Raw genomic sequence first — 25,106 nt, 5'->3', positions numbered from 1 at the left:
CGGCCGCATGCTGGAGACCTCGGCCCGCCTGCTCCGCCTGCTCTCCCTGTTGCAGGCCCACCGCGAATGGTCCGGCGCGGATCTCGCCGACCGGCTCGGGGTCACCCCGCGCACCGTGCGCCGCGATGTGGACCGGCTGCGCGAGCTCGGCTACCCGGTGCACTCCGCGCCGGGCACCGGCGGTGGCTATCAGCTCGGCGCGGGCGCCCAGTTGCCGCCGCTGCTGCTGGACGACGAGGAGGCGGTGGCGGTCGCGGTGCGGCTGCGCCAGGCCGCGGGCGGCGGGGTCGAGGGCATCGAGGAGACCTCGGTACGGGCCCTGGCCAAGCTGGAGCAGGTGCTGCCGGACCGGCTGCGCCGCCGGGTGGGCGCGCTGAGCGCCTTCACCGTGCCGCTGTCCGGCTGGAGCCCCGGCCCCGGGGTGGACCCCGAGGTGCTGACCGAGCTGGCCGCCGCCTGCCGGGACTGCCATCAACTGCGCTTCGAGTACCGCGACCACGGCGGTGCCCTCACCCGCCGCGCCGCAGAACCGCACCGGCTGGTCGCCGCGCAGCGCCGCTGGTACCTGGTGGCCTGGGACATCGACCGCGCCGACTGGCGTACGTACCGGGTCGACCGGATCACCCCGACCCCGCCGCACGGCCCCCGGTTCACCCCGCGCCGTCCGCCCGCCGAGGACATCGCCGCCTATGTGGCCCGGGGCATCACCACCTCGGTCTACTCCCAGCAGGCCACCGTGCTGCTACGGGTGCCCGCCGAGCGGGCGGCCGAGCGGTTCTCGCCCTTGGTGGGGGTGTTGGAGGCGGTCGACGAGCACAGCTGTCTGCTGCACACCGGCGCTTCCAACCCCGATGCGCTGGTGCTCCATATCGCGCTGAGCGGCTTCGACTTCGAGGTGCGCGAGCCGGTGGAGCTGAACGACCACATCCGGGAGATCAGGGACCGTCTGGATCGGGCCCTGGGCTGATCGAGCCCCGGGCCTTCAGCCGCCGGTCCCGCTCCAGGCTCGCCACCTCCGGATGGTGCAGATCGAAGGCCGGTGACTCGGAGCGGATCCGGGGCAGCGTGGTGAAGTTGTGCCGGGGCGGGGGACAGGAGGTCACCCACTCCAGCGAGCGGCTGAACCCCCAGGGGTCGTCGACCTCCACCTTCGTCCCGTACTTGGCCGTCCGCCAGACGTTGTAGAGGAACGGCAGGGTCGACAGGCCCAGCAGGAAGGCGCCGATCGTGGAGACGGTGTTGAGCGCGGTGAAGCCGTCCGCCGCCAGATAGTCGGCGTAGCGGCGCGGCATCCCCTCCACCCCCAGCCAGTGCTGCACCAGGAAGGTGGTGTGGAAGCCGGTGAACAGGGTCCAGAAGTGGATCCGGGCCAGCCGCTCGTCCAGCAGCTTGCCCGTGAACTTGGGCCACCAGAAGTAGAACCCCGCGAACATCGCGAAGACGACCGTCCCGAAGACCACGTAGTGGAAGTGGCCCACGACGAAGTAGGTGTCCGTGACATGGAAGTCCATGGGCGGTGAGGCCAGGATGACGCCGGTGAGCCCCCCGAAGAGAAAGCTCACCAGGAACCCGACCGCCCACAGCATCGGCGCCTCCAGGGACACCGAGCCGCCCAGCATGGTGCCGATCCAGTTGAAGAACTTCACCCCGGTCGGCACCGCGATCAGAAACGACGTCAGGGAGAAGAAGGGCAGCAGCACCGATCCCGTGGCGAACATATGGTGGGCCCAGACGACCATCGACAGTCCGGTGATGGCCATGGTCGCGCCGATCAGCGTCACATAGCCGAAGATCGGCTTACGCGAGAAGACCGGGATGATCTCGGTGATGATGCCGAAGAACGGCAGCGCGATGATGTAGACCTCGGGATGGCCGAAGAACCAGAAGAGGTGCTGCCACAGCAGCGGCCCGCCGTACCGGGCGTCGAAGACCACCGCCCCGAACCGCCGGTCCGCCTCCAGCGCCAGCAGCGCCGCCGCCAGCACCGGGAACGCCATCAGGATCATGATCGAGGTGAAGAGGGTGTTCCAGGTGAAGATCGGCATCCGGAACATCGTCATGCCCGGCGCGCGCATCGCCATGATGGTGGTCAGGAAGTTCACCGCGCCCAGGATCGTCCCGAAGCCCGACAGCGCCAGCCCCATGATCCACAGATCGGCGCCGACACCGGGGGAGCGGATCGCGCTGTTCAGCGGGGCATAGGCGGTCCAGCCGAAGGCCGCGGCGCCCTGCGGCACCACCAGACCGGTCAGCACCATCAGCCCGCCGAACAGATACAGCCAGTACGACAGCATGTTGAGGCGCGGGAAGGCCACATCGGGCGCGCCGATCTGCAGCGGCATGATCTCGTTGGCGAACCCCGCGAAGGCCGGGGTCGCGAAGAGCAGCAGCATGATCGTGCCATGCAGGGTGAACGCCTGGTTGAACTGCTCCTGCGAGACGATCTGCAGGCCCGGACGGGCCAGCTCGGCGCGCATCACCAGCGCCAGCACGCCGCCGACCAGGAAGAAGCCGAACGACGAGACCAGATACAGATGCCCGATCTTCTTGTGGTCGGTGGTGGTGACCCAGTCCACGAGCACGCTGCCCTGCCGCGTCACCCCTGCCGGACCGGCGGCCCGCGCGGTCTCTGTCGCCATCGGGGCTCCTCTGCGTCCTGGGCGGGTATCGCCATGATCGCGCGGTGGCTCCCGCGAGCCGCGGAGCTGCCCGGAGCTGTCCGAAGCGTCACTCCCTCGGGGACAGCAGCGGACCGAGTGGCCCAAGGTCCAGATTGAGATCGGAGGGCGCGATACCGTAGCGCTCGCAGAGCGTGCCCATCCGGTCCTCCAGCAGCATCAGCGTGACCCCGATCCGCTCTTCCTGGTCCTCGGTCAGATCGCCCTCGTCCACCCGGCGCAGCGCCTGCCGCTCCATGAGATGGCGCAGCAGCTCCACGACGGTCAGCACCAGCTTCATCAGGTCGCGTTCGACGGTGTCCTGGTCCAGCTCCACCTTGCGGCTCACGGTTCCTCCCAGGGGGACGGGACATTGGCGTTGACCGAGCTGATGAGGGCGCGCAGATCGATGCGGACCAAGTCGACGTCGGCGATCCGCAGGGTCAGATCACCGGTGATCACCACGCCACCCGCGAGCAGCCGGTCCAGCACATCCACCAGGGCGATCTGCTGATGGGCCAACGGGCCCTCCGGGGCCATCGTCATCCCTCCGCCCCCGCGCTCTTCGCTCCGTCAGGGGCGGCGTTCCCGTCCGGGGCGGTGAAGGAGTACGGCGCCCAGGGGCCGGTCAGCTCCACCCGCAGCGCCGCCGTCCGTCCGGCCAGCTCACCGACCCGCTCGGCGAACGCGTCGCTGTCCTCGCGACGCACCAGATACGCGGCGTTCAGCACATTGCGGTCGGACACCCCCGACAGCCGGGGGTCCTGCGGCGGATGCAGCCGGGCCCGCTCGGCCAGCCCGCTGAGGGTGTCGTGCACCAGCCGCGCACCCTCCTCCGTATCGCCCCAGCGCCGCTCGGCCGCCTGCCGCTGTGCTTTGCGGCGGCGCAGATAGTCGCGGCCGGACATGCCGCCCGGGGCGTTCGGGGTCCCGGCGGGCGGCTCCTTGGGTGCGGGCGGCTCCTGAGGTGCGGGCGTCGCGGCGTACGCCTTGACGCCCCATTCGACCCGGCCCTCCAGCCGGTCCAGCGCCGAGGCGAACCGCTCCCGCCCGGTGGCGAGCATCCGCCGCAGCCCCTCCTCGCCCTGGCAGACGGTGGCCAGCCGGACCGGTATGACGCAGGACTCGGCGCCGACGGTGTCGACCACCCGCTGATGGGTCCGGGCCACCTTCTCCAGCCACGCCATGTCCTCCAGCCGCTCCCGCAACGGGCCCTCGTCGAAGTCCTCGGCCGGTACGGTGCCCGCCAGCACGGCGAGCCCCAGATGGCGCACGGCCACCACCGGTTCGCCCGCGACACCGGGCACCTGCTCCAGGGCGGTGAGGACGTCCAGGGCGGCCTGAGGCGCGGCGGTGTCGCGCACGACCCCGTAGGCGTACCGCAGTCCTTCGGTCATTCGGCGCTCTCCCGGTTCTCCCCGCTGGTCACCTCGGTCTTCTCCGGGCCGCTGACCTCGGCCCGGGCGCGTGACGAGAGCGACGGGTCGTGCTCCCACCAGTCGATGCCCATCTCCTTCGCCTTGTCGACCGAGGCCACGATCAGCCGGAGCTTGATCGTGAGAAGTTCGATGTCGAGCAGGTTGATGCGGATATCGCCCGCGATCACCACACCCTTGTCGAGCACCCGCTCCAGGATGTCGGCGAGGTTGGCCCCGCCCTCGCCGCGGCCGGCCAGCCCGTACGACCCCGAGGAGCCGAACGACGACGCCGGTGAGCCATACGCGCCGGCCGTCGGGGCCGCACCGCCCCGGGTGGTCACAGAGTCCCGTTCGCCCACTGGTGTGCCTCCTCCAACCGGTCGAGCAGCGTGTCTTCCTGCCGCTCGAACTCCTTCTCGTCGATCACGCCCTGGTCGAGCTGGGCCTCCAGCTCGGCCAGGGCGCGCTGGATGTTGGCCGGGTCGTAGTACTCCCGCTCCGCGGCGGCGACGACCTGCCTCAGCACCCAGCCGATCATCAGCATCAGGACTCGACGAAGCTGTACGGCGGCAGCGGACCGTTGATCCGCAGCTTCAGCCAGGGGTGGTCCCGCTCCACGTCGGCGGCGGCCGTCAGCAGCGGATCGGCGCCGTCCTTGGCGAGCAGCAGGGACAGGCTGAGGAACCAGCCGCCGCTCTCCGGGCCGGGGCGCACGTCCTCGGCGGCCAGGGCCAGCGCCTCCTCCACCAGCTTGGCGTCCCGCACCTCGCGGGCCCGCACCGCGCTCGCCATCAGTTCGCCGAAGCGCACCCGTTCCTCATAGGTGCCGCCGCCGGCCGCCCGGTTGGCCTCCGCCATCACCCGCAACTCCGGCTCCTCGGCGAGCACTTGGTGGAGCACCGCGTCCTCGTCGTGCACGACCTTCACGTTGTACTCCACCCGGTCGGTCAGCCGGCTCAGCTGGTCCTGGTAGCGGTCGGCGTGCTCGGCCAGCACACTGCGGACGTCGTCGTCGCTGGAGGAGACGCTGCCGAAGCGCATCGGCAGCACCGGGCGGGAGTCGCTCACCTCGGCCAGCACATGCTGATGGGCCAGCAGATCGCGGCGCCGGGGCTTGAGCTCCGGCGGGCAGTCGCTGACGATCGCGGCCAGCTCGCCCTGGTTCAGCGCCCGGACCGGCAGCGGAGGGTCGCCGATGCCCAGCAGCCGATCGCCCAGGTCCCGGACCTCACCGCGTGCGATGCCGTAGACATACGTGGTCATGCGGACTCCTCGGACTTCCTCGGCGCCGCCTTACGGGCCGGACGCCGACGGCGAGGCTCCTCCTCCTCGTCCTCCTCCGACGGCCGGATCGCGTCGGCCACGGACTGGGCGGCCTTGGAGACGGTTTCGCCGGCGCCGGACAGGGCGCCCTTGGTCTTGGAGCGCGCACCACCCTCGGTGATGCCCTCGACGACCTCGGGCAGGCCGGGGGACTTGTTCGGGCCCGACTCCAGGTCGAGCCGGTTGCACGCCTCGGCGAACCGCAGATAGGTGTCGACGCTCGCCACCACGATCCGGATGTCGATTTTGAGTATCTCGATGCCGACGAGGGAGACGCGGATGAACGCGTCGATCACCAGCCCTCGGTCGAGGATCAGCTCCAGGACGTCGTACAGGCCGCTGGAGCCGCCCCCGCCCCTGGATTGCTGTGCCGGGACAACAGTGGTCATGTCGGTGTTTCCTCTCGTGTCGGTGGGCGTCCGGCTCGCCGCCGTCAGCGGCGGTCGCTCCGGCCGCGCTCATAGCGACGGAGGCGGCGGTATCCGGTGAGCAGGCCGTCCGGGTCGAGAGTCACCTCGTACAGGGCCATCAGGCTCATCGTCTCCGGCACCCGGGCCAGCTCCACCACCTCGGCCTCCAGCAGCCACCCCTCGTCGGTCCGCTCCAGACGGGGGAGGGACTCGGGGTACAGGCCCGTCAGCTCGACGAGCTGTTCACGGGCGGCACGCAGGAGTGCCAGCGGGCTCGGACCGCCGGCCGCCGTCTTCTCGGGGGTTTCATCTGATCTGTCAGTCATGTTGGCTCCGGTGGCGGCGGGTACCGCGTCCCGGTGGGCGTAAACCTCGACGTTCGGCCCCGAGGCCCCGGCGATTTGTGGTGGAATTGTGTGCTCCGGAGGGGTCCGGGCAGAGCTTTTCCGGCCGCCGTGTGAATTGCTCGAAAGATCTCGGCGGTGCTCCGCCGTCCATACCGGAGCCGGTCGTTTGACGCGGGATATCGACGAAAACTCGCAATCATCTTCGAGGGGTCAACACAAGCCCCGGAAGAGTGATGAAGTCGCCCACAAACCCGGGCGTGTTTTCTGTGACACAAGTGTGACGAATGGCGGCCGTGAGAGGCATGAGGCAGTGGCAGTCCTTCGCCACTCTGGGTTTGCCCCGCGTAGGGAGCCACCTACGGTGGCGTCATGGGACCTGTACCGAACCTTCCGGCCGAACCCGACGACGACCTCGACAGCTATGTGGGCCTCGATGCCCGGACCGCCGAGGAGAGGGCGCGCGCACGCGGCTGGAGCACCGTACGGACGCTTCCGCCGGGCGCGATCATCACGATGGAGTATCTGCGCGGGCGGATCGACTTCGAGGTGGACGACGGCACCGTGAAGCGCTGCTGGCGCGGCTGACCGGCCCGGATCCGCGCCGGTGGGCCGGTGTGCCCGGCGCGGACACGACTACGGCCCCGGACGCTCCGGCGAGAGCGTTCGGGGCCGTGGTGTGACCGGTCGGCGCGGGGAAGGGGGTGCGTACCGCCCCGCGGCCCGGTGGGTGGCTCAGCCTCCCGTGGCGGTCCGGCCGCGGGAGGCGCCGGACGGGCCGAAGGGCGTCGTGGCGCGCGGCACCCGGTCGGCGTGCGGCGGCCGGCGGCTGCCGACCGGGGTGACGGGAGTGCGCTCGGAGCGCACCGTGTGCTGACGGACCGGGTGGTGGGGCCGCCCGTCCGGGCCACGGCCGGTGGCACCGCCGGACCGGATCACGGCCACGGGCTCGCGGGCGGGCAGCTCGTCGTCGCGGGCGGCGCGCGGGGTGGCCAGCGGGGTCCCGGCGACCGGCCGCCCGGACGGCAGCGGCACGGGCGCCCAGCCCTCGCGCATCCGGCGCCACAGGGTCAGCAGCAGCACCTCGGCGCGGGCCATGGCCGGCTCCAGCCACGGCAGCGCCAGCAGCACCAGCACCCCGGCGGCCCAGCCCAGCACCACATCGCTCAGCCAGTGGGTGCCGAGGTAGACGGTGGTCATGCCGACCCCGAAGGCGAAGCCCGCGGCGATCAGCGAGGCGACCCGGCGCGCGACGGGGGTGGTCGCCAGATAGGCCAGAATCCCCCAGGTGACCACGGCGTTCGCGGTGTGACCCGAAGGAAATATATCGCCGGTGCCCCACATCTCATTGGAGCCGACGGTGGTCGCGTAGTGCGGACCGAGCCGGCCGAAGCCGATCTTCACCGCGCCCACGGTGGCGTTCAGCAGCAGCAGGGAAGTGCCCAGTGCCAGCAGCGGGCGCAGGGTCCGCTGCCGGTAGCAGCACCACCCCAGCCAGGCGGCGACGGCCACCGCGGTGGGTCCGCGCTGGCCCATGACCACGAAGTAGTCCAGCAAGGTGTGGAACTCGGGCCACTGCTTGTAGGGCCGGAAGAGCATGATCTGCCAGTCGAGCTTCACCAGCCATGAGGTGGTGAGCACGCCGATCACGGTCGCCGCGTAGACCGCCAGCGTGGTCCCGAGCAGCCAGAAGCGTGTTCGGGTCATGCGCGGTCGCGCGAGATCGGGCCTTCGCTCCTCGGACGCGGGGAGCTTGTCTTCGGTACGCACCTAATCGACGTTACATTGCGTGACAGGCGGGTTCAGTCGATCAGGTCGCTTTGTGATGACGATGTGATGTGGAGTGCGTCTCGTCCACGGCTTTTGGCCGCGCCCTTTCCACGGAATGCACGAGGCCCGGGAACTTTTCTGCTCCCGGCCTTCCAATGGGCGTGTCTCGGGGACTTTATGGAATTCTTACAGGGCGAGTTTATCGCTTATTGGCCGTGCCGTTCCCGGAAGTTTCCCCAGGCGTCGCCAGGCGGCAGGGGGTGATCATCCGCGGGGCCCGGCCCGGCCGGACGGGGTGGCCGGATCATGGCGGTCCGGAGCCATGCAGCCAGAAGGCCCCGTACGCCGCCGAGGCGAGCCCGGCCGACCCCAGGACCAGCGCGGTGCGCACCGGGCGCAGCCGGGCCAGGGCGACCGCGATCGGCAGCAGCAGCGGGAAGGCCGGTATCAGCAGCCGGGGTTTCGAGCCGAAGTACCCCTTCGCGGCCAGCGCCAGGGCCAGCACCGCCCCGCCGTAGGCCAGCAGCGGCAGCGGCTGGCGCTGCCGCACACAGCGGACCGCGAGCCAGATCAGCGCCCCGACGCCGAGCAGCAGCCCGAGCCCGCCCACGAAGGGCGGCTTGATCAGCAGCCCCCCGATGAAGCCCGCGAAGGCCAGCCCGCCGTCGAAGCCGTTCCCCCAGCCGTTCTGGACGTCGAAGTAGCCGGTGACGCTGCCGGTCCGGACGGCGACCCACACCACATAGCCGAGCCAGCCCAGCGGCGCGAGCACGACGCCCGCGAGCAGGCCCCGATCGGTGCGCCACGCCTGGCGCCAGCGCCCGCCGGACAGGAGCTCCATCGCGGCCGCCGCCCAGAGCGCCGCGACCACCGCCGCCCCCACCGGCCGGGTCAGCCCCGCCAGCGCCGCGAACAGCCCCGCCCACAGCCACCGCCGGGTGAGCGCCGCATAGACCCCCCAGGCGGCCAGCGCCGTGAAGAGCGACTCCGAGTACGCCATCGACTGGACGATCCCGACCGGCAGCACGCCCCACAGCACGGCCAGCGTGAGGCCCACCCGCCGTCCGTACAGCAGATCGCCGATCGCGAAGATCCCCCAGGCGGCGAACAGGGACGTGACCCAGCTCACCAGCAGACCGGCGTCGGCCGCGTCCAGCGGGGCTATGGCCGATATCACTCGCTCCAGGCCGGGGAGCAGGGGGAAGAACGCCAGGTTGGAGTGGACCGCCCCGTCGGGCAGATGGACCGTGTAGCCGTACCCCTCCTCGGCGATGCGGGTGTACCACAGCGAATCCCAGCGCGCCGAGAGGAGCTGGTGCGGGCTCTTGTCCGCGAAGGCCCCCCAGATCGCGAGAACCACGAGCCCGAGCAGGCGCGTCCCCGCGTAGGCGAGCAATGCTGGAGCGGCCCGGCGCAGCGCGGCCCGAGCGGCGCGGCCCGGTCGGCCGTCGTCGCTGAGCGGCGCGGTGCCGGCCTGGGCGAGATCAGTCACGGCGACGATTATCAAGGATGGCCAGGACCGTTCCGCGGGGGCTGTGGACAACCCCCGGCGGAGCGGCCGCGGGGGCTGTGGACAACGGAGGACGAACGCGGGACGGCCGCCGGGGGGCCACGGGAGGGACGGCAGAGAGGCGGGGGACAAAAGGGGAAGTCCGGAACGTACGCCTCCGTAACCCTCCGCGGTCTGCTCCCAACATGACCTGCGGCACACGGCCCGCGCGGGGACTCGCGTACCCTGACCTCTCACTCGCGCCTTCGCCACCGGGGTCACCCGGACGTCCCTACGACGTGACGTACCGCCCCTCCGACGGCGGACCGCGAGCGCAAGCCCCAGGGAGGTGCGTACATGTCCGGGACGACCACGGCCCGCACTCGGCGGACGGCGGGCGTTCCCCGGCAATGGCGCGGCACCGAGGCGGGCGGCGGGGCGAACCGCTGGGTCGTGCTCCTCGTGCTCTGCGTCAGCCTGCTGCTCGTCGCCGTGGACGCGACCGTGCTGCATGTCGCGGTCCCGGCCGTGACCGAGGATCTGCGCCCCGGCGCGATGGAACTGCTGTGGATCGTGGACATCTACCCACTGGTCTGCGCCTCGCTGCTGATCCTCTTCGGCACCCTCGGCGACCGCGTCGGCAGACGGCGCGTCCTGCTGCTCGGCTACGGGCTCTTCGGCGCCGCCTCCGCGCTCGCCGCCTTCGCCCCCACCCCTCAGATCCTCATCGTGGCCCGTGCCCTGCTGGGCGTCGGCGGCGCGATGATCATGCCCGCGACACTGTCGATCCTGCGCCAGGTCTTCCCGGACCGCCGGGAGCGGGCGCTGGCTATCGGCGTCTGGAGCGCGGTCGCCGCCGTCGGCGCGGCCGTCGGCCCGCTGCTCGGCGGCTTCCTGGTGGAGAACTTCTGGTGGGGCTCGGTCTTCCTGGTCAACCTGCCCCTGATGATCGTGGCGCTGCCCGTCGGCCGCTGGCTGCTGCCGGAGTCCACCGGCGACCGGAACGGGCCCTGGGACGTGCTGGGCGCGGTCATGGCCGCGTGCGGGCTGTTCTGCGTCGTCTTCGGCGTCAAACGGATGGGCAGCGGCACGGATCCGCTGGACGCCGTGACCACCGCCCCGCTGCTGTTCGGGGTGGTCCTGCTGGTGCTCTTCGTGCGCCGCCAGCGCCGCCGTACGCATCCGCTGGTCGACCTCAAGCTGTTCGCCCGGCCCGCCTTCTCGATCTCCGTCGGCTGTATCGTGCTCGCCCTGCTGGCGCTCGTCGGCCTGGAGCTCATAGCCGCCCAGTACCTCCAGCTCGTGCTCGGGCTCACCCCGCTCGAGACGGGTCTGCGGCTGCTGCCGCTCACCTTCGCCGCCATGGCCGCCGGGCTCGTGGGGTCCCGGATGCTCCAGTGGCTCGGTCCGCGGCTCATGGTCGCCATCGGCTTCGCGCTCACCGCGCTCGCCGTTCTCTCGCTCACCGCCATGGGCCAGGCCGACCGGCCCGCCGTGCTCGTCGGCGGCTTCATCGTCCTGGGCTTCGGCCTGGAGACCACGCTCTTCAGCGCGTACGAGTCGATGCTCAACGAGGCGTCGGCCGGTTCGGCGGGCGGCGCGGCCGCCATCGGCGAGACCTCGTACCAGCTCGGCGCCGGTATCGGCATAGCCCTCCTCGGCAGCGTGATGAACGCCGCCTACAAGCCCGGCGTCTCCTCGGTGCCCGGCGTCCCCGCCTCGGCCAGCTCCGACGCGAGCCAGTCGCTGGGCGCCGCGTACAAGGTATCCGACCGGCTCGGCGGCCACGCCGGAGAGGCCCTGCGCTCGGCCGCCCGCGGCGCCTTCGTCCACGGTCTGCACGTCACGCTCGCGGTCAGCGCCGGTCTGCTGCTGATGGGCGCGCTCGCCGCGCTGCGGCTGCCCAAGGCCATGGAGTGCGCCGCCGACGACGAGGAGCCCGCTCAGGGCCCCGACCAGCGCGCACAGGGCGGTACGGACTCCCCGGCCCGGCGCGACCGCGCCGCCTTCGCCGCCGAGTCCTGACCGACCCCGCCCGACTCCCGCGCGAATCCCCCGCCCCAGCCCTGCCCGCGTCCCGGTCCGGCCTGCCCGACTCCCGCCCCGGTCCTGCCCGCGTGCTGCCCGTGTCCTGGTGGCGCGGCGTGAGCGGGTCTGGACGTCAGGGGTTACCCGGCCGTAGCGTCGGATCGACCGGGCTGATCACCTCGGCCGCCGGGCGGAAGGACGCGCCCCGGCGACCGGTACCCGCCCGGCGACCCGGACCCGCATCCACCGGAGGCCGCCACCCATGTCCGCTGGCACCCTGCCGTCGTTCGATCCGCGTGACCCGCTGGGGCTCGACGATCTCCTCGACCCCGAGGACCTCGCGGTCCGCGACACCATGCGGCAGTGGGCCGCCGACCGCGTGCTGCCGCATGTCGCCGACTGGTTCGAGCGCGGCGAGGTGCCCGGCATCCGGGAGCTGGCCCGGGAGCTCGGCTCCCTCGGCGCGCTCGGGATGTCCCTCACCGGCTACGGGTGTGCGGGTGCCAGTCCGATCCAGTACGGCCTGGCCTGCCTGGAACTGGAGGCCGCCGACTCCGGGATCCGCTCCCTGATGTCGGTGCAGGGCTCCCTGTCCATGTACGCCATCCACCGCTTCGGCTCCGAGGAGCAGAAGCAGCAGTGGCTGCCCCGGATGGCCTCCGGCGAGGTCATCGGCTGCTTCGGGCTGACCGAACCGGACCACGGCTCCGACCCGGCGGGCATGCGGACGTACGCCAAGCGGGACGGCTCGGACTGGGTGCTCACCGGCCGCAAGATGTGGATCACCAATGGCTCGGTGGCCGGGGTCGCGGTGGTGTGGGCCCGCACCGACGAGGGCATCCGCGGTTTCGTCGTCCCCACCGACGCGCCCGGCTTCTCGGCCCCCGACATCAAGCACAAGTGGTCGCTGCGCGCCTCGGTCACCAGCGAGCTGGTCCTGGACGAGGTGCGGCTGCCGGCCGACGCGGTCCTGCCCGAGGTCACCGGGTTGCGGGGGCCGCTGAGCTGTCTGGGCCACGCCCGCTACGGCATCATCTGGGGCTCGATGGGGGCCGCCCGCTCCGCCTTCGAGTCGGCGCTGGACTACGCGCGTGAGCGCGAGCAGTTCGGCCGGCCGATCGGGGGCTTCCAGCTCACCCAGGCCAAGCTGGCCGATATGGCGCTGGAACTCCACAAGGGGATCCTGCTCGCCCACCATCTGGGGCGGCGCATGGAGGCGGGACGGCTCCGCCCCGAGCAGGTCAGCTTCGGCAAGCTGAACAATGTGCGCGAGGCGATCGAGATCTGCCGCACGTCCCGGACGATTCTGGGCGCCAACGGGATCTCGCTGGAGTATCCGGTGATGCGGCACGCCACGAATCTCGAGTCCGTGCTCACCTATGAGGGCACCGTCGAAATGCACCAACTGGTGCTGGGCAAGGCGCTCACCGGAATCGACGCATTCCGGTGAGCGGCCTCGGGCGCCAGGCCCTGTCCGGGCCTAGCTCTGGTTGAAAAAGCCCGTGGTGTGGCCGGCCGGGCCGCTGACGATCTGGTAGTCCGCGGGGGTGAGGAGGAAGACGCGGTTGGCCACGCGGTCGATCGAGCCGCGCAGCCCGAAGATCAGCCCGGCCATGAAGTCCACCACGCGCTTGGCGTCGGCCGAGTCCATCGTCGTGAGATTGACGATGACCGGAACGCCCTCCCGGAACATCTCGCCGATGCCGCGGGCATCCCGGAACCCGTCCGGGGTGACCGTGGCGATCCGGGTGCCGTGGTCCCGTGCGGTCTCGTCGGCCACCCGCGCTCGCGGGTCGGTCATCCAGGAGTCGCCGGGCTCGGACCCCTCGGCGTAGTCGTCGTCGTAGTAGCGCTCGTCATCGCTGTCGTCGACGAGGCCAAGCCAGGCACTTGCCTTGCGTACCGATCCCATAGACGCCTCCTCTCCCTGATGGTGTGTACCGTCCGCCCCTCTATGGTCGTCCATGATGCGGATGGTCTGCCACGTGGATTGCGGCCGCACAGGGGATTCGTGACGTTACTGGTGCACAACGGCTGGCGCCATATCAGAGTTCCACCTGCTTATGGGGGCTGACGGAGCGATGGGTAGACTCCGCCGCGGCCGGACGGGTGACGTCGGGGACATATGGGTGAACGGGGTTCGTGGTGTTTGGCATTATCCGGCCTTGTCGGCATCGGCTGTCGGAAAACCTGCGCACCGAGTGGATGGCGCATTTGTGCGGGCTGTGCCTCGCGTTGCGGGGTGACCACGGGCAGTTCGCCCGCGTCGCCACCAATTACGACGGCCTGGTGATATCGGTGCTGGTGGAGGCCCAGGCCGGGCGGTCGGACGGCTGGCGGCGCACCGCCGGGCCCTGCCCGCTGCGCGGGATGCGGACGGCGTCGGTCGCCCAGGGCGAGGGGGCGCGTCTTGCGGCCACCGTCTCGCTGGTGCTGGCCTCGGCGAAGGTACGGGACCATGTCGCGGACGGCGACGGGGCGTTGGCCCGGCGGCCGGTCGCCGCGGCCGCCCGCCGGGTGGCCGGGCGGTGGGACCGGGCGGGGGAGCGCAGCGGCGCCGCGCTCGGCTTCGACACCGCCCTGCTGCTCGACGCGGTCGGCCGGCAGGCGGAGCTCGAGTCCCACGCGGGCCCCGGCACCTCGCTGCTGACCATCACCGAGCCCACCGAGACCGCGACCGCCGCGGCCTTCGGGCACACCGCCGTCCTGGCCGGGCGGCCCGGCAACCGGGCCCCGCTGGAGGAGGCGGGCCGGCTCTTCGGGCGGCTCGCGCATCTGCTGGACGCGGTGGAGGACCTGGCCGAGGACGCCGAGACCGGTGCCTGGAACCCGATCGCGGCCACCGGGGCCGACCTCACCGAGGTCCGCAGGCTGTGCGACGACGCGGTGCACGGGGTGCGGCTGGCGCTCAAGGACACCGAATTCGCGGGCAAGGGCTCCGGCCGGCTCGCCCATGTGCTGCTGGTCCACGAGCTGGAGCGCGCGGTCGACCGCACCTTCGGCACCACCGGCTGTGCGCACACCGGCCACGGCTCCGGCACCCCGGAGTCCTCCTACGGGCCGCCGCAGTCGCCGTGGATCACCCCGGGCGGCCCCGGCGGCGCCCCGCCGGAGCCGCCGGGGCGCCGCCGGGGGCTGCTCGCCGGCTGCCTGGTGTGGACCGGGCTCTGCTGCACCTGCCAGGTGTGCTGCCGGGATCCGTACCACGACCCGTGGAGCGGGCAGCCGCGCGAGGGCCTGTGCCATAAGTGCGGTGACTGCTGCGACTGTTGTGACTGCTGTAGCAACTGCGGCGACTGCTGTAGCTGCGACTGCTGTGATGGTTGTGACTGCGGCTGCGACTGCTGACGCAATCCAGCCCCTCCGGCGTTTGAGGAGCGGGGTCCAGGGGCGGAGCCCCGGCGGGGGCCGGGGCCGGGCCCCGTGGTTTGCCGGACACCGCCTAGCCGATAAGACGGGCTGAGGGGAGGGGTGGAGTACTGAGGTGTGTGGGAAGGCCGAAGGCGCGTGACGACGCGGATGTGCTGCGGCCACACCGGGGGAGGGAATCCGGCGGGCGCGGGCGAAGCCTCGAAGCGCTGAGGAAGGGAGTCCCCCTACGGCAGCGGAGGCGGGCGGTCAGCCCGAACAGGACGACGACCACACTCGACCGAAGTCGATGTGGTCGCGCGTGACCAGTCGCTGCCTTGAGTCCATGGGCCAAGTGGAGCAGCCATCCGCTTCCGCGTCAACCGCGGTGAGACGCGTTGCTCACAGTTCGGACAGTCTTGACAGCGCACCGTGGGGACGCCTTAATCTCGGGCCCATGTCGAGCTGAGGGGCTCGCCTGCCGAGCTGAGGGGCTCGGCCGTGTGTTGAAGGCCATGCGTGTGTTCACTTCAGAACTCACGGAGCCTCCGCATGTCCGCGAACCCGGACCAGCCTTCCCGATCACCCGCCACGATCGTCATCGTCGGCGCGGGCCCGCGTGCCACCGGTCTGATCGAGCGCCTCGCCGCCAACGCCCCCGAACTGCACGGCGACGGCGCCCCGTTCGACCTGCACCTGGTCGATCCGCATCCGCCCGGCGGCGGCCGGATCTGGCGCCCGGACCAGTCCCCGCTGCTGTGGATGAACTCCATGGCCGAGGACGTCACCATGTTCACCGACGAGTCGGTGGAGCGCGAAGGACCGATACGCCCCGGCCCCTCCCTCGCCGAATGGGCCGGCAAGGTCCGCGAGGGAGAGTCGCCCGGCGCCCGCGCCCTGCCGCCCGAACTCGCCGCCGAGGCCGCCGACCTGACCGGGCAGAGCTTCGCCACCCGACGCCTCCAGAGCGCCTATCTGCGCTGGGTGTACGAGCGGTCGGTGGCCGGTCTGCCGCCCGGGACCACCGTCCATGAACACCGGGACCGGGCCGTCCGTGTCACCGGGCCGCGCGACGGACGTCAACAGGTGTGGCTGGAGGGGCGGACCTCCCCGCTCACCGCCGACGCCGTGGTCCTCGCCCTCGGCCACCTCGACGCCGAACCCGACGCCGAGCAGCGGGCGCTCACCGCGTTCGCCGCCGAGCACGGACTCGTCCACCTCCCGCCGGAGTTCACCGCCGACAGCGAGCTGAGCGTGCTGCGCCCGGGTGAGCCGGTGCTCGTGCGCGGCCTCGGCCTCGCCTTCGTCGATCTGATGGCGCTGCTCACCGAGGGGCGCGGCGGACGCTATGAGCGCGGCCCGGACGGGGAGTTGGCCTACCGGCCGTCGGGCCGCGAGCCCGTGCTGTACGCGGGTTCGCGGCGCGGCGTCCCGTACCACGCCAAGATCGGCTACTCGCTGAGCGGTGAGCGGCCCCCGGTGCCGCGGTTCTTCGGCCCCGCCCAGGTCGACGCGTTGCTCTCGCTTCCCGGGCGTCCGGACTTCCGGCGCGACATCTGGCCGCTGATCGCCAAGGAGCTGGGATTCGCCCACTACCACCGGCTGTTCACCGCCCATCCGGAGCGGACGGCCGGGGAGTGGCCCGCGTTCGAGGAGAAGTACGCCGCCTGCCCGCCCGGCAGCCCCGAACTGGACGCCCTGGTCGCCGCGGCCGTCCCCGACCCGGCCGACCGGCTCGATCTCGACGCCCTCGACCACCCCCTGGCCGGGCTGCGGTTCCCCGACCACGAGGCCCTGCAGCAGGGGCTGCGCGCCCATGTCGAGGCCGACCTGGCCCGCCGGCACAACCCCGCGCACAGCCCTGACCTCGCCGTCTTCCTCGCCCTGCTCTCCGTCTACGGCCAGCTCATCCGGCTCGGCGACATCGGCGGCTGGTGGCACGGCTTCTTCAGCTACCTCGCCTCCGGCCCGCCCGGCCCACGGCTCGAGCAGCTACTCGCGCTCTCCCGCGCCGGAGTGGTGCGCTTCCTCGGCGCCGAGACGACCGTGACCGCCGATCCGCTGCGCGGGGTGTTCCGGGCGAGCTCCGCCAGCGTGCCCGGCCATGCCGTCGAGGCCCGTGCGCTGGTCGAGGCCCGGCTGCCGGAACCGACCGTGGACCGCTCCCGCGACACCCTGCTGCGCTCCCTGCACCGCGACGGCGCCGCCGCCACCCCGGCCGGACTGCTCGCCGTCAGCCCCGCCGACGGCCGGATCCTGGACCGGGCCGGAAGTCCGCATCCGCGCCGCTTCGCGCTCGGGCCGCACACCGACGCCCGCGCCTCTGGCGCCTTCGCCCGGCCCCGTACCAACGCCCCCGCGTTCCGGCAGAACGACGCCACCGCGCGGGCCCTGCTGCGCTGTCTGCGCGACCTGTCCTGTCGCGCCTCGCTCACCGCCTGAGCGTCCCGGCAAATCTCACCGCCTGGGCATCCCCCGGAAGACCGTTCCCGGGAAGACCTCCGCTCTCCTCCGAAGGATCCGAAGGACCCTCCATGTCGCTGACGTCCGATCCACCTGTCGACAAAGCCGCCGAAAGCGGCGGCGCCGAACGCGAGGACTACTCCGCCCTCAAGGTCGTCCCGGTACGGCACCCCTGGCGCTGGGCCGCCGTTGCCGTCACCGCCGTCCTGGTGGCCCAGTTCGCCAACGGCCTGATCACCAACCCCGGCTGGGAGTGGGACGTCTTCGCCGACTTCTTCACCACCCGGACCATCCTCAAGGCGGTCTGGATCACCATCCAGCTCACCTTCTACGGCACCGCGCTCGGCTTCGCCCTCGGGATCGTGCTCGCCTTCATGCGGCTGTCCCAGAGCCCCTTCCTGAAGTCGGTCGCCTTCACCTACATCTGGGCGTTCCGCTCCATCCCGCTCATCGTCCAGCTGCTCTTCTGGTTCAACCTCACCTATCTCTACAAGCGGCTCGACTTCGGCATCCCCTTCGGCCCCGGCTTCTTCTCCTTCGACACCGCGGGGCTGGTCGGCGCGATGAGCGCGGCGGTGCTCGGACTCGCCCTCCACCAGGCGGCCTACGCGGCGGAGATCGTGCGCGGCGGAGTCCTCGCGGTCGACGGCGGACAGCTGGAGGCGGCGGCCGCGCTCGGCATCCCCCGGCTGCGGCAGTTGCGCCGGATCGTGCTCCCGCAGGCGATGCGGTCGATCCTGCCGAACGCCGCCAACGAGGTCATCTCGCTCTTCAAGGGCACCTCGATCGTCTCCGTCATGGCGATCGGCGAGCTCTTCTACCAGGTGCAGGTCATCTACGGACGCAACGGCCGGGTCGTGCCGCTGCTGATGGTCGCGACCGTCTGGTACATCATCCTGACCACCGTGCTCTCGATCGCGCAGTACTACGTCGAGCGCCGCTTCTCACGGGGAGCCACCCGATGACCGCCATGGTCGACATCCGTTCCGTCCACAAGAGCTTCGGGTCGCTGGAGGTGCTGCGCGGCATCGACCTGGAGGTGCGCTCCGGGGAGGTGGCCGTCGTCCTCGGCCCGTCGGGCTCCGGCAAGTCCACCCTGCTGCGCGCCATCAACCACCTGGAGAAGGTGGACAGCGGCTGGATCAGCGTCGGCGGCTCGCTGGTCGGCTACCGCCGCCAGGGCGACCGCCTTTACGAGCTGCGCGAACGCGAGATCCTCAAACAGCGCACCCGGATCGGCTTCGTCTTCCAGAACTTCAACCTCTTCCCGCATCTGACGGTGCTGGAGAACATCGTCGAGGCGCCGGTCTCGGCCCTGCGCCGCCCCAGGAAAGAGGCGGTCCACAGCGCCGAGACGCTGCTCGCCCGGGTCGGTCTGGCCGACAAGGCGGCCGCGTACCCCCGGCAGCTCTCCGGCGGACAGCAGCAGCGGGTGGCGATCGCCCGCGCCCTCGCCCTGGAGCCCGAGCTGCTGCTCTTCGACGAGCCGACCTCCGCCCTCGACCCCGAACTGGTCGGCGAGGTCCTCGACGTCATCAAGGACCTGGCTCATCAGGGCACGACGATGATCGTCGTCACCCATGAGATCGGCTTCGCGCGGGAGGTCGCCGACACCGTCGTCTTCATGGACGACGGCCGGATCGTCGAGCAGGGCACACCCGCCGAGGTGCTGGACGCCCCACGCCAGGAACGCACCAAGGCGTTTCTCTCCAAGGTCCTCTGAGGCCGCCGATGTTCACGAGATCACCGAGGTCCGCGAGACCACTGATGTCCGCGAGGCCACCGATGTTCACCCACGCAAGGAGCACCCCCGTGAAGACCCGCCGCACCATCGTCACCGCCGTCGCCGCCCTCACCGCCGCCGCCCTGCTCGGCGGCTGCGGCGACGGCGATGTCCAGGAGACGGTGGGCTCCAAGGGCAAGAAGGGCGCCATCAATATCGGTCCCGACCAGCACCGCGTCAGAGCGAAGAAGGTCGACTCGATCGCCGCGAAGGTGCCGGCCTCGATCCGCAAGCGCGGCACCCTGCACATCGGCGGCAGCGCCGACGCCGCCGCCCCGCTCGGCTTCTACGCGACGGACGACAAGACGCGGATCGGCTCCGAGATAGACATCGCCACGCTGGTCGCCGACACCCTCGGGCTCAAGGTCGACTTCCAGTCGGTCTCCTGGGAGAACCTCTTCGTCGGTCTCGACAGCTCCAAGTTCGACGGCGTCTTCTCCAATGTGACGGTCACCGAGGAGCGCAAGGAGAAGTACGACTTCGCCACCTACCGGCTGGACGATCTCGCCTTCGAGGCCAAGAAGGGCACCTCCTGGCGGGTCAAGGGCCCCAAGGACGTGGCGGGCAAGACCGTTTCGGTCTCCTCGGGCACCAACCAGGAGAAGATCCTGGTCGACTGGAGCAAGGAGAACGAGAAGGCGGGCCGCAAGCCCGTGGACATCAAGTACTTCCAGAAGGACACCGACTACTACCTAGCCCTTCAATCGGGCCGTATCGACGCCTACTTCGGCCCCCACCCCACCTCCGCCTATCACGTCGCCTCGGCCGGCCAGACCCAGGTGATCGGCCGCTTCTCGGGCGGTGGCGAGCAGGTGCAGGGCAAGATCGCGGCCACCACCAGGAAGGGCAGCGGGCTGGTCGACGCCTACGCCGCGGCCATCGACCATGTGATCAAGGACGGTTCGTACGCCAAGGTCCTCAAGCGCTGGGGGCTCGCCGGCGAGGCGGTGAAGAAGTCCGAGATCAACCCGCCCGGTCTGCCCACGCCGTGACCGTGACCCCCCACCCATGACCGAGAGGCCCCGACCATGGCCGTACCGACCGGCACCCTGCACCTGGCCGCCGCCATCGACGGCGACGGGCAGTACCAGGCGCCGTACTACGTGGAGCTCGCCCGCCTCGCCGAGGAGGGCACGCTCGACTTCATCACCCTGGACGACACCTTCGGCCCTCCGGGACCGGGTCGGGGCAGGCTCGACGCGCTCGCCGTCCTCGCGCGTGTCGCGCCCGCCACCGGGCGGATCGGACTGGTGCCGACCGTCACCACCACCCATACCGAGCCGTTCCATGTCTCCTCCGCCGTGGCCACCTTGGACTGGGTCAGCCGCGGCCGGGCGGGCTGGCGGGTCGAGGTGTCGGCGACGGAGGAGGAGGCGCGGCTGGTGGGCCGCCGCCCCGCCGCCCCGGCCGGGGAGCTGTGGGCCGAGGCGGGGGAGGTCGCCGATGTGATGGCCCGGCTGTGGGACAGCTGGGAGGACGACGCCGAGATCCGTGACACCGCCACCGGCCGTTTCATCGACCGCGACAAGCTGCACTACGTGGACTTCGAGGGCGCGCACTTCTCGGTGCGCGGCCCGGCCATCGTGCCCCGGCCGCCGCAGGGCCACCCGGTGGTGGCCGTCGCCGCCACCGACCCGGTGACCTGGCAGACCGCGGCCCGACACGCCGATGTGGTGTACCTCCGCGCCACCTCCCCGGAGGAGGCGGGCCGCATCCGCGACGAGCTGAAGCGCCGGGCGGTGGCACACGGCCGGGAGCCCGGCACGCTCACCGTGCTCGCCTCCATCGCCGTGGACCTGGCCGACGGGGAGGGCGCGGCCGGGAACGCCCCGCCGGTCACGCTGACCGGGATGCCCGGCGGACCGCCGCTGTACCGAGGGGGACCGGTCGAGCTCGCCGAGCTGATCACCGGCTGGCATACCGCCGACGCGGTGGACGGGTTCCACATCACCCCCGTCGCCCCACGCCATGACCTGGAGCGTTTCGTCAACGGCACCGTGGCGCTGCTCCAGCACCGAGGGCTGTTCCGCACCTTCTATCCCGGTGCGACACTCCGTGACCACCTGGGGCTTTCCCGTCCGGCCAGCCGCTACGCCCTGGAGCGGGAGGCCGCCCGATGAGCAGGCAGCACAAGCAGATCCATCTCGCGGCCCACTTCCCGGGCGTCAACAACACCACCGTCTGGACTGTCCCGCCCGCCAGCCCGACCACCACCCCTGGCCGATGCGCTTCGCGCAACCCCGCTCTCGGAAGCCAGATCGACTTCGCCTCCTTCGAACATCTCGCGCGCACCGCCGAGCGCGGGCTGTTCGACTTCTTCTTCCTCGCCGAGGGGCTGCGGCTGCGCGAGCACAACGGCCGGATCCACGACCTCGACGTGGTCGGCAGGCCCGAGTCGATCACCCTGCTGAACGCGCTCGCCGCCGTCACCGAACGGCTGGGGCTGGCCGCCACCGTCAACGCCACGTTCAACGAACCGTACGAACTGGCCCGCCGGCTGGCCTCCCTGGACCATCTCAGCGGGGGCCGCGCCGCCTGGAACGTGGTCACCTCCTCCGACGCCTTCACCGGCGAGAACTTCCGGCGCGGCGGCTTCCTGGACCGGGCCGACCGCTACACCCGGGCCGCCGAGTTCGTCGCCACCGCCCGTGAGCTGTGGGACTCCTGGCCGCCGGACGGCACGCCCCGCCCGTTCGCCCACACCGGCCGGCACTTCACCATCGACGGCGAGTTCGGCGTGGAGCGCTCACCGCAGGGCCATCCGGTGGTGATCCAGGCCGGGGACTCCGACGAGGGCCGGGAGTTCGCCGCCTCCGCCGCGGACATCATCTTCACCCGGCATGGCTCGCTGGAGGCCGGGCGCGCCTTCTACGCCGACGTCAAGCGGCGGCTGGCGCGGTACGGGCGCGCCCCGGAGGAGCTGAAGATCATGCCCGGGGTGACCCTGGTCCTCGGCGACACCGCGGCCGACGCCCGGGAGAAGGCCGCGGAGATCCGGCTCCAGCAGGTCTCACCACAGACCGCGCTTCTCACCCTGGAACAGATCTGGGGTGTGGACCTGTCCGGCTACGACCCGGACGGGCCACTTCCGGACATCGACCCCGACCCCGGCTCGCAGTTGGCCCAGGGCCGGGTGCGGCATGGCGATCCGCTGGCCGTCGCAGCCAAGTGGCGGGCGCTGTCGGAGGAGAAAGGGCTGTCCATCCGGCAGACCGTCATCGAGGCGAACGGGCGTCAGTCGTTCATCGGCACCCCGGAGACGGTCGCCGCACAGATGGCGGAATTCGTCGCCGCCGACGCCGCCGACGGCTTCATCCTCGTCCCGCATCTGACCCCCGGCGGGCTCGATGACTTCGTGGAGCGGGTGGTGCCGCTGCTTCAGGAGCGCGGGGTGTTCCGCACCGCGTACACCGGTACGACACTCCGTGACCACCTGGGACTTCCCTATCCGGGGGAGCGGGGCTGAGCGGCTCGGCACCGGCCCGGCCGCGGGGATGTGACCGGCCGACGCCATAGCGGAACCCGATCGCCCGTGCGTCCGTCTCAGGGGTTACCCAGGGGATGGGAGCACAAGCCCCGGCGGCCTGAACCCGCCGGGGCTATGTGGCGTGTGCCCGACAGCCGTTCCGAATTGTCCTCTTGCGCGGTCTGCCCGTGGCCACGAATACTTCCGGAAGCGCTTGTCAGGGGCACGCCGAATCGGGTCGTATCGGTCATCGACGTGCCCCATGACTGCGCCTCACGGGCCTGCCCACCCAGGCGGACCCCCGATTCCCCCGGAGGAAGAGTTGAGGATCAAGCGCAACGCCCCCCACGGCAAGCAGGCGAGACGTATCGCCCTGATCGCCGCGACCTCCGCCCTGGTGGCCGGAGCGGCACTCGCCGCCCCCGCCGCCTACGCCGGAAGCGACGGCACCCGCACCTTCAGCGCGGCGGAGGCCAAGTCGGCGAGCAACGCCGTCCTTGAGGCCGATGTCGCGGGCACCGCCTGGTATGTCGACAAGGCGACCAACAAGCTCGTCGTCACCGCCGACGGCACGGTGTCCCAGAGCGAGATAGCCAAGATCAAGAACACCGCCGGCGCGAGCGCCGACGCGATCGAGGTCAAGCGGACCTCGGGCAAGATTCAGAAGCTGATCTCGGGCGGAGACGCTATCTACGCGGATAGCTGGCGCTGCTCCCTCGGCTTCAACGTGCGCAACAGCAGTGGGGCCAACTACTTCGTCACCGCCGGTCACTGCACCGACGGTGCGGGCACCTGGTGGTCGAACTCCGGCCACAGCACCACCATCGGCCCGACGTCCGGCTCCAGCTTCCCGACCAACGACTACGGTCTGGTCCGGTACAGCGGCTCGGTCACCCCCCAGGGCACCGTCGGCAGCCAGGACATCACCTCGGCCGCCAACCCGACCGTGGGCCAGACGGTCACCCGGCGCGGCTCCACCACCGGCATCCACAGCGGCCGGGTCACCGCGCTGAACGCCACGGTCAACTACGGCAATGGCGACATCGTCTACGGCATGATCCAGACCACGGTCTGCGCCGAGCCCGGCGACAGCGGCGGCCCGCTCTACGCCGGCTCCACCGCCCTCGGCCTCACCTCCGGCGGCAGCGGTAACTGCACCTCCGGTGGCACCACGTTCTTCCAGCCGGTCGTCGAGGCGCTGAACGCGTACGGCGTGAGCGTCTACTGATCGGCGCCGTCCCTTCGCTGATCATCTCCGCACCAGGCTGATCGAGAGCCCCCGTCCGGGCCACCGGACGGGGGCTCTCCGCGCCTCCGGACGGGGTCTCGCCATGCCCCTGGGCGGGGCCTTTCCGTGCCGCCGGAAGGGGCCATTCCGCAGCCCTCCCCACTGTCCGACGGGCGGACTATCGTGGACATGTACCCCACGAGGGGCATTGTTCGCGATACGGACGGCAGGTGGCCGTGATGGTCGATGCGCTCGTGACATTGATAGTGGTACTGGCTTGCCTCGGCGCCCTTGGCGCGCTGGCCGCGGCCCGGGTGGTCAAGCAGTACGAGCGGGGTGTGGTCTTCCGGCTCGGGAGGCTGCGCTCGGATATCCGGGGGCCGGGGTTCACCATGATCGCTCCGATGGTCGACCGGCTCCAGAAGGTCAATATGCAGATCGTGACGATGCCCGTGCCCGCCCAGGAGGGCATCACCCGGGACAACGTGACCGTGCGGGTGGACGCCGTCGTCTACTTCAGGGTCGTGGACCCGGCCGAAGCGCTCATCGAGGTGGAGGACTACCGCTTCGCCGTCTCCCAGATGGCCCAGACCTCGTTGCGGTCGATCATCGGGAAGAGCGATCTGGACGATCTGCTCTCCAACCGGGAGAAGCTCAACCAGGGCCTCGAGCTCATGATCGACAGCCCGGCCGTCGGCTGGGGCGTCCATATCGACCGGGTGGAGATCAAGGACGTGTCGCTGCCGGAGACCATGAAGCGGTCGATGGCCCGCCAGGCGGAGGCCGACCGGGAGCGCCGCGCCCGGGTCATCAACGCGGACGCGGAGCTGCAGGCGTCGCATAAGCTGGCCGAGGCCGCCGCCCAGATGGCCGACACCCCCTCGGCCCTCCAGCTACGGCTGCTGCAGACGGTGATGGCGGTCGCCGCAGAGAAGAACTCCACGCTGGTGCTGCCCATCCCGGTCGAGCTGCTGCGCTTCCTGGAGCGGGGTGCACAGGAGATCCCGGCCGCCGCCCAGATGGCCGCCCGGACGGAGGGCGATGCGGAGGGCGGCGCCCCGGCCGCCGGTCCGGCCACCGCCCCGGAGCGGGAGGCCGCGCCCGCGCAGCCGGCCCAGCCCGCCCGGCAGGCGATGCCGACGCTCACCGAGCGCGAGCCGGAGCCGCGTGCCGTGGACCGGTGAAGTGAAGCCCGTCTCTCCCGCCGGAGGTGAACCACCAAGGGGCTCTCGCCAAGGGGGCTCGCCAGAGGGCCTCTTGCCAGGGGATCGCGCGCGGTTGATTCGCCCGGTTTGACGGCTCGTCCGGATACCTGATTCGGTGCCCGTACACCCAGAAGGTGTGCGGGCACCGCCATGTCCGGACATGAGGCCGCCGGG

General features: G+C 71.3%; 24 protein-coding genes and 1 pseudogene. 13 read left to right on the top strand and 12 right to left on the bottom strand.

Annotation, left to right across the window (positions count from 1 at the left end):
• Positions 1–7 precede the first annotated feature (7 nt).
• A pseudogene (locus J5X86_RS19240) lies at positions 8–964 on the top strand (helix-turn-helix transcriptional regulator); the annotation flags it as partial.
• On the opposite strand, the gene ctaD reads toward J5X86_RS19240, so the two are convergent.
• From ctaD to gvpO, 9 genes are all read right to left on the bottom strand, one after another.
• Positions 936–2,639 carry a cytochrome c oxidase subunit I gene (gene ctaD, locus J5X86_RS19235; RefSeq protein ID WP_208517997.1) on the bottom strand — a complete coding sequence of 568 codons (1,704 nt, stop codon included), beginning with the start codon at positions 2,637–2,639 and terminating at the stop codon, positions 936–938. The pseudogene J5X86_RS19240 and the gene ctaD sit on opposite strands and share 29 nt — an antisense overlap.
• An 88-nt stretch (positions 2,640–2,727) precedes the next feature.
• Positions 2,728–3,006, bottom strand: coding sequence for a gas vesicle protein K (locus J5X86_RS19230; RefSeq protein ID WP_208517996.1), 279 nt, complete (start codon positions 3,004–3,006; stop codon positions 2,728–2,730).
• Entirely contained in the window at positions 3,003–3,203 is a 201-nt protein-coding gene (locus J5X86_RS19225) for a gas vesicle protein (RefSeq protein ID WP_014059691.1), read from the bottom strand. The genes J5X86_RS19230 and J5X86_RS19225 overlap by 4 nt, the downstream gene beginning before the upstream one ends.
• Positions 3,200–4,054: a GvpL/GvpF family gas vesicle protein gene (locus J5X86_RS19220; RefSeq protein ID WP_208517995.1), complete on the bottom strand. Its 855-nt coding sequence runs from the start codon at positions 4,052–4,054 to the stop codon at positions 3,200–3,202. Before J5X86_RS19220 ends, J5X86_RS19225 begins: the two co-directional genes overlap by 4 nt.
• Positions 4,051–4,332 (bottom strand): gas vesicle protein, encoded by a 282-nt coding sequence (locus tag J5X86_RS19215; RefSeq protein WP_208518043.1) that lies wholly within the window; start codon positions 4,330–4,332, stop codon positions 4,051–4,053. The genes J5X86_RS19220 and J5X86_RS19215 overlap by 4 nt, the downstream gene beginning before the upstream one ends.
• Before the next feature lie 80 nt (positions 4,333–4,412).
• A complete protein-coding gene (locus tag J5X86_RS19210) occupies positions 4,413–4,601 on the bottom strand; it encodes a gas vesicle protein GvpG (RefSeq protein WP_374229265.1) in 189 nt (62 codons plus the stop codon).
• A 17-nt stretch (positions 4,602–4,618) separates the two neighbouring features.
• Complete coding sequence (locus J5X86_RS19205) at positions 4,619–5,338, bottom strand: GvpL/GvpF family gas vesicle protein (protein WP_208517993.1); 720 nt, start codon at positions 5,336–5,338, stop codon at positions 4,619–4,621.
• Complete coding sequence (locus tag J5X86_RS19200; RefSeq protein WP_078640669.1) at positions 5,335–5,787, bottom strand: gas vesicle structural protein GvpA; 453 nt, start codon at positions 5,785–5,787, stop codon at positions 5,335–5,337. Before J5X86_RS19200 ends, J5X86_RS19205 begins: the two co-directional genes overlap by 4 nt.
• Positions 5,788–5,831: 44 nt before the next feature.
• Positions 5,832–6,134: a gas vesicle protein GvpO gene (gene gvpO / locus J5X86_RS19195; protein WP_078640668.1), complete on the bottom strand. Its 303-nt coding sequence runs from the start codon at positions 6,132–6,134 to the stop codon at positions 5,832–5,834.
• A gap of 390 nt (positions 6,135–6,524) precedes the next feature.
• Between gvpO and J5X86_RS19190 the strand changes: the two genes are divergently transcribed.
• Positions 6,525–6,740: an I78 family peptidase inhibitor gene (locus J5X86_RS19190; RefSeq protein WP_014059684.1), complete on the top strand. Its 216-nt coding sequence runs from the start codon at positions 6,525–6,527 to the stop codon at positions 6,738–6,740.
• 147 nt (positions 6,741–6,887) lie between these two features.
• On the opposite strand, the gene J5X86_RS19185 is transcribed toward J5X86_RS19190, so the two are convergent.
• Positions 6,888–7,922 carry a phosphatase PAP2 family protein gene (locus J5X86_RS19185; RefSeq protein ID WP_208517992.1) on the bottom strand — a complete coding sequence of 345 codons (1,035 nt, stop codon included), beginning with the start codon at positions 7,920–7,922 and terminating at the stop codon, positions 6,888–6,890.
• Positions 7,923–8,226: 304 nt separating this feature from the next.
• Positions 8,227–9,414 carry a mannosyltransferase family protein gene (locus tag J5X86_RS19180; RefSeq protein ID WP_208517991.1) on the bottom strand — a complete coding sequence of 396 codons (1,188 nt, stop codon included), beginning with the start codon at positions 9,412–9,414 and terminating at the stop codon, positions 8,227–8,229.
• A 354-nt stretch (positions 9,415–9,768) separates the two neighbouring features.
• Between J5X86_RS19180 and J5X86_RS19175 the strand changes: the two genes are divergently transcribed.
• Together J5X86_RS19175 and J5X86_RS19170 are read left to right on the top strand one after the other, a co-directional pair.
• Positions 9,769–11,436 (top strand): MFS transporter, encoded by a 1,668-nt coding sequence (locus J5X86_RS19175; RefSeq protein ID WP_208517990.1) that lies wholly within the window; start codon positions 9,769–9,771, stop codon positions 11,434–11,436.
• Between the two features lie 265 nt (positions 11,437–11,701).
• Positions 11,702–12,889, top strand: a complete 1,188-nt coding sequence (locus J5X86_RS19170; protein ID WP_208517989.1) for an acyl-CoA dehydrogenase family protein — start codon at positions 11,702–11,704, stop codon at positions 12,887–12,889.
• Between the two features lie 30 nt (positions 12,890–12,919).
• On the opposite strand, the gene J5X86_RS19165 is transcribed toward J5X86_RS19170, so the two are convergent.
• Positions 12,920–13,351 carry a cell division protein SepF gene (locus tag J5X86_RS19165; RefSeq protein WP_208517988.1) on the bottom strand — a complete coding sequence of 144 codons (432 nt, stop codon included), beginning with the start codon at positions 13,349–13,351 and terminating at the stop codon, positions 12,920–12,922.
• 233 nt (positions 13,352–13,584) lie between these two features.
• Between J5X86_RS19165 and J5X86_RS19160 the strand changes: the two genes are divergently transcribed.
• The 9 genes from J5X86_RS19160 (at position 13,585) to J5X86_RS19120 (ending at position 24,911) form a co-directional block, all read left to right on the top strand.
• Positions 13,585–14,787 (top strand): DUF5685 family protein, encoded by a 1,203-nt coding sequence (locus tag J5X86_RS19160; RefSeq protein ID WP_208518042.1) that lies wholly within the window; start codon positions 13,585–13,587, stop codon positions 14,785–14,787.
• Positions 14,788–15,339: 552 nt separating this feature from the next.
• A complete protein-coding gene (locus J5X86_RS19155; protein WP_208517987.1) occupies positions 15,340–17,229 on the top strand; it encodes an FAD/NAD(P)-binding domain-containing protein in 1,890 nt (629 codons plus the stop codon).
• A 92-nt stretch (positions 17,230–17,321) separates the two neighbouring features.
• Positions 17,322–18,215 (top strand): amino acid ABC transporter permease, encoded by an 894-nt coding sequence (locus J5X86_RS19150; RefSeq protein ID WP_208517986.1) that lies wholly within the window; start codon positions 17,322–17,324, stop codon positions 18,213–18,215.
• Positions 18,216–18,220: 5 nt separating this feature from the next.
• Positions 18,221–18,973, top strand: coding sequence for an amino acid ABC transporter ATP-binding protein (locus J5X86_RS19145; protein ID WP_208518041.1), 753 nt, complete (start codon positions 18,221–18,223; stop codon positions 18,971–18,973).
• A gap of 89 nt (positions 18,974–19,062) precedes the next feature.
• Complete coding sequence (locus tag J5X86_RS19140; RefSeq protein ID WP_208517985.1) at positions 19,063–20,025, top strand: ABC transporter substrate-binding protein; 963 nt, start codon at positions 19,063–19,065, stop codon at positions 20,023–20,025.
• Positions 20,026–20,061: 36 nt separating this feature from the next.
• On the top strand, positions 20,062–21,153 hold the full coding sequence (locus J5X86_RS19135) for an LLM class flavin-dependent oxidoreductase (protein WP_208517984.1): 1,092 nt from the start codon (positions 20,062–20,064) through the stop codon (positions 21,151–21,153).
• Positions 21,150–22,499 carry an NtaA/DmoA family FMN-dependent monooxygenase gene (locus tag J5X86_RS19130; protein WP_208517983.1) on the top strand — a complete coding sequence of 450 codons (1,350 nt, stop codon included), beginning with the start codon at positions 21,150–21,152 and terminating at the stop codon, positions 22,497–22,499. Before J5X86_RS19135 ends, J5X86_RS19130 begins: the two co-directional genes overlap by 4 nt.
• A gap of 322 nt (positions 22,500–22,821) precedes the next feature.
• Entirely contained in the window at positions 22,822–23,727 is a 906-nt protein-coding gene (locus J5X86_RS19125) for a S1 family peptidase (protein ID WP_208517982.1), read from the top strand.
• Positions 23,728–23,966: 239 nt separating this feature from the next.
• Entirely contained in the window at positions 23,967–24,911 is a 945-nt protein-coding gene (locus J5X86_RS19120; RefSeq protein WP_208517981.1) for a slipin family protein, read from the top strand.
• Positions 24,912–25,106: the final 195 nt, after the last annotated feature.

Origin of the sequence: Streptomyces sp. NEAU-YJ-81, from assembly GCF_017592595.1 — a bacterium.
In the GTDB taxonomy this organism is placed as follows: Bacteria; Actinomycetota; Actinomycetes; order Streptomycetales; family Streptomycetaceae; genus Streptomyces; species Streptomyces hygroscopicus_B.
Note: the sequence above shows the minus strand (reverse complement) of the source record. Positions and strands in the feature narration are given on the sequence as shown.

What these genes read in the sequence shown, in the direction of transcription:
- ctaD (WP_208517997.1), bottom strand. Translation starts at nt 2,639, where the DNA reads ATGGCGACAGAGACCGCGCGGGCCGCCGGTCCGGCAGGGGTGACGCGG.
- J5X86_RS19225 (WP_014059691.1), bottom strand. Translation starts at nt 3,203, where the DNA reads ATGACGATGGCCCCGGAGGGCCCGTTGGCCCATCAGCAGATCGCCCTG.
- J5X86_RS19220 (WP_208517995.1), bottom strand. Translation starts at nt 4,054, where the DNA reads ATGACCGAAGGACTGCGGTACGCCTACGGGGTCGTGCGCGACACCGCC.
- J5X86_RS19205 (WP_208517993.1), bottom strand. Translation starts at nt 5,338, where the DNA reads ATGACCACGTATGTCTACGGCATCGCACGCGGTGAGGTCCGGGACCTG.
- J5X86_RS19200 (WP_078640669.1), bottom strand. Translation starts at nt 5,787, where the DNA reads ATGACCACTGTTGTCCCGGCACAGCAATCCAGGGGCGGGGGCGGCTCC.
- gvpO (WP_078640668.1), bottom strand. Translation starts at nt 6,134, where the DNA reads ATGACTGACAGATCAGATGAAACCCCCGAGAAGACGGCGGCCGGCGGT.
- J5X86_RS19190 (WP_014059684.1), top strand. Translation starts at nt 6,525, where the DNA reads ATGGGACCTGTACCGAACCTTCCGGCCGAACCCGACGACGACCTCGAC.
- J5X86_RS19175 (WP_208517990.1), top strand. Translation starts at nt 9,769, where the DNA reads ATGTCCGGGACGACCACGGCCCGCACTCGGCGGACGGCGGGCGTTCCC.
- J5X86_RS19170 (WP_208517989.1), top strand. Translation starts at nt 11,702, where the DNA reads ATGTCCGCTGGCACCCTGCCGTCGTTCGATCCGCGTGACCCGCTGGGG.
- J5X86_RS19165 (WP_208517988.1), bottom strand. Translation starts at nt 13,351, where the DNA reads ATGGGATCGGTACGCAAGGCAAGTGCCTGGCTTGGCCTCGTCGACGAC.
- J5X86_RS19155 (WP_208517987.1), top strand. Translation starts at nt 15,340, where the DNA reads ATGTCCGCGAACCCGGACCAGCCTTCCCGATCACCCGCCACGATCGTC.
- J5X86_RS19150 (WP_208517986.1), top strand. Translation starts at nt 17,322, where the DNA reads ATGTCGCTGACGTCCGATCCACCTGTCGACAAAGCCGCCGAAAGCGGC.
- J5X86_RS19145 (WP_208518041.1), top strand. Translation starts at nt 18,221, where the DNA reads ATGGTCGACATCCGTTCCGTCCACAAGAGCTTCGGGTCGCTGGAGGTG.
- J5X86_RS19135 (WP_208517984.1), top strand. Translation starts at nt 20,062, where the DNA reads ATGGCCGTACCGACCGGCACCCTGCACCTGGCCGCCGCCATCGACGGC.
- J5X86_RS19130 (WP_208517983.1), top strand. Translation starts at nt 21,150, where the DNA reads ATGAGCAGGCAGCACAAGCAGATCCATCTCGCGGCCCACTTCCCGGGC.
- J5X86_RS19120 (WP_208517981.1), top strand. Translation starts at nt 23,967, where the DNA reads ATGGTCGATGCGCTCGTGACATTGATAGTGGTACTGGCTTGCCTCGGC.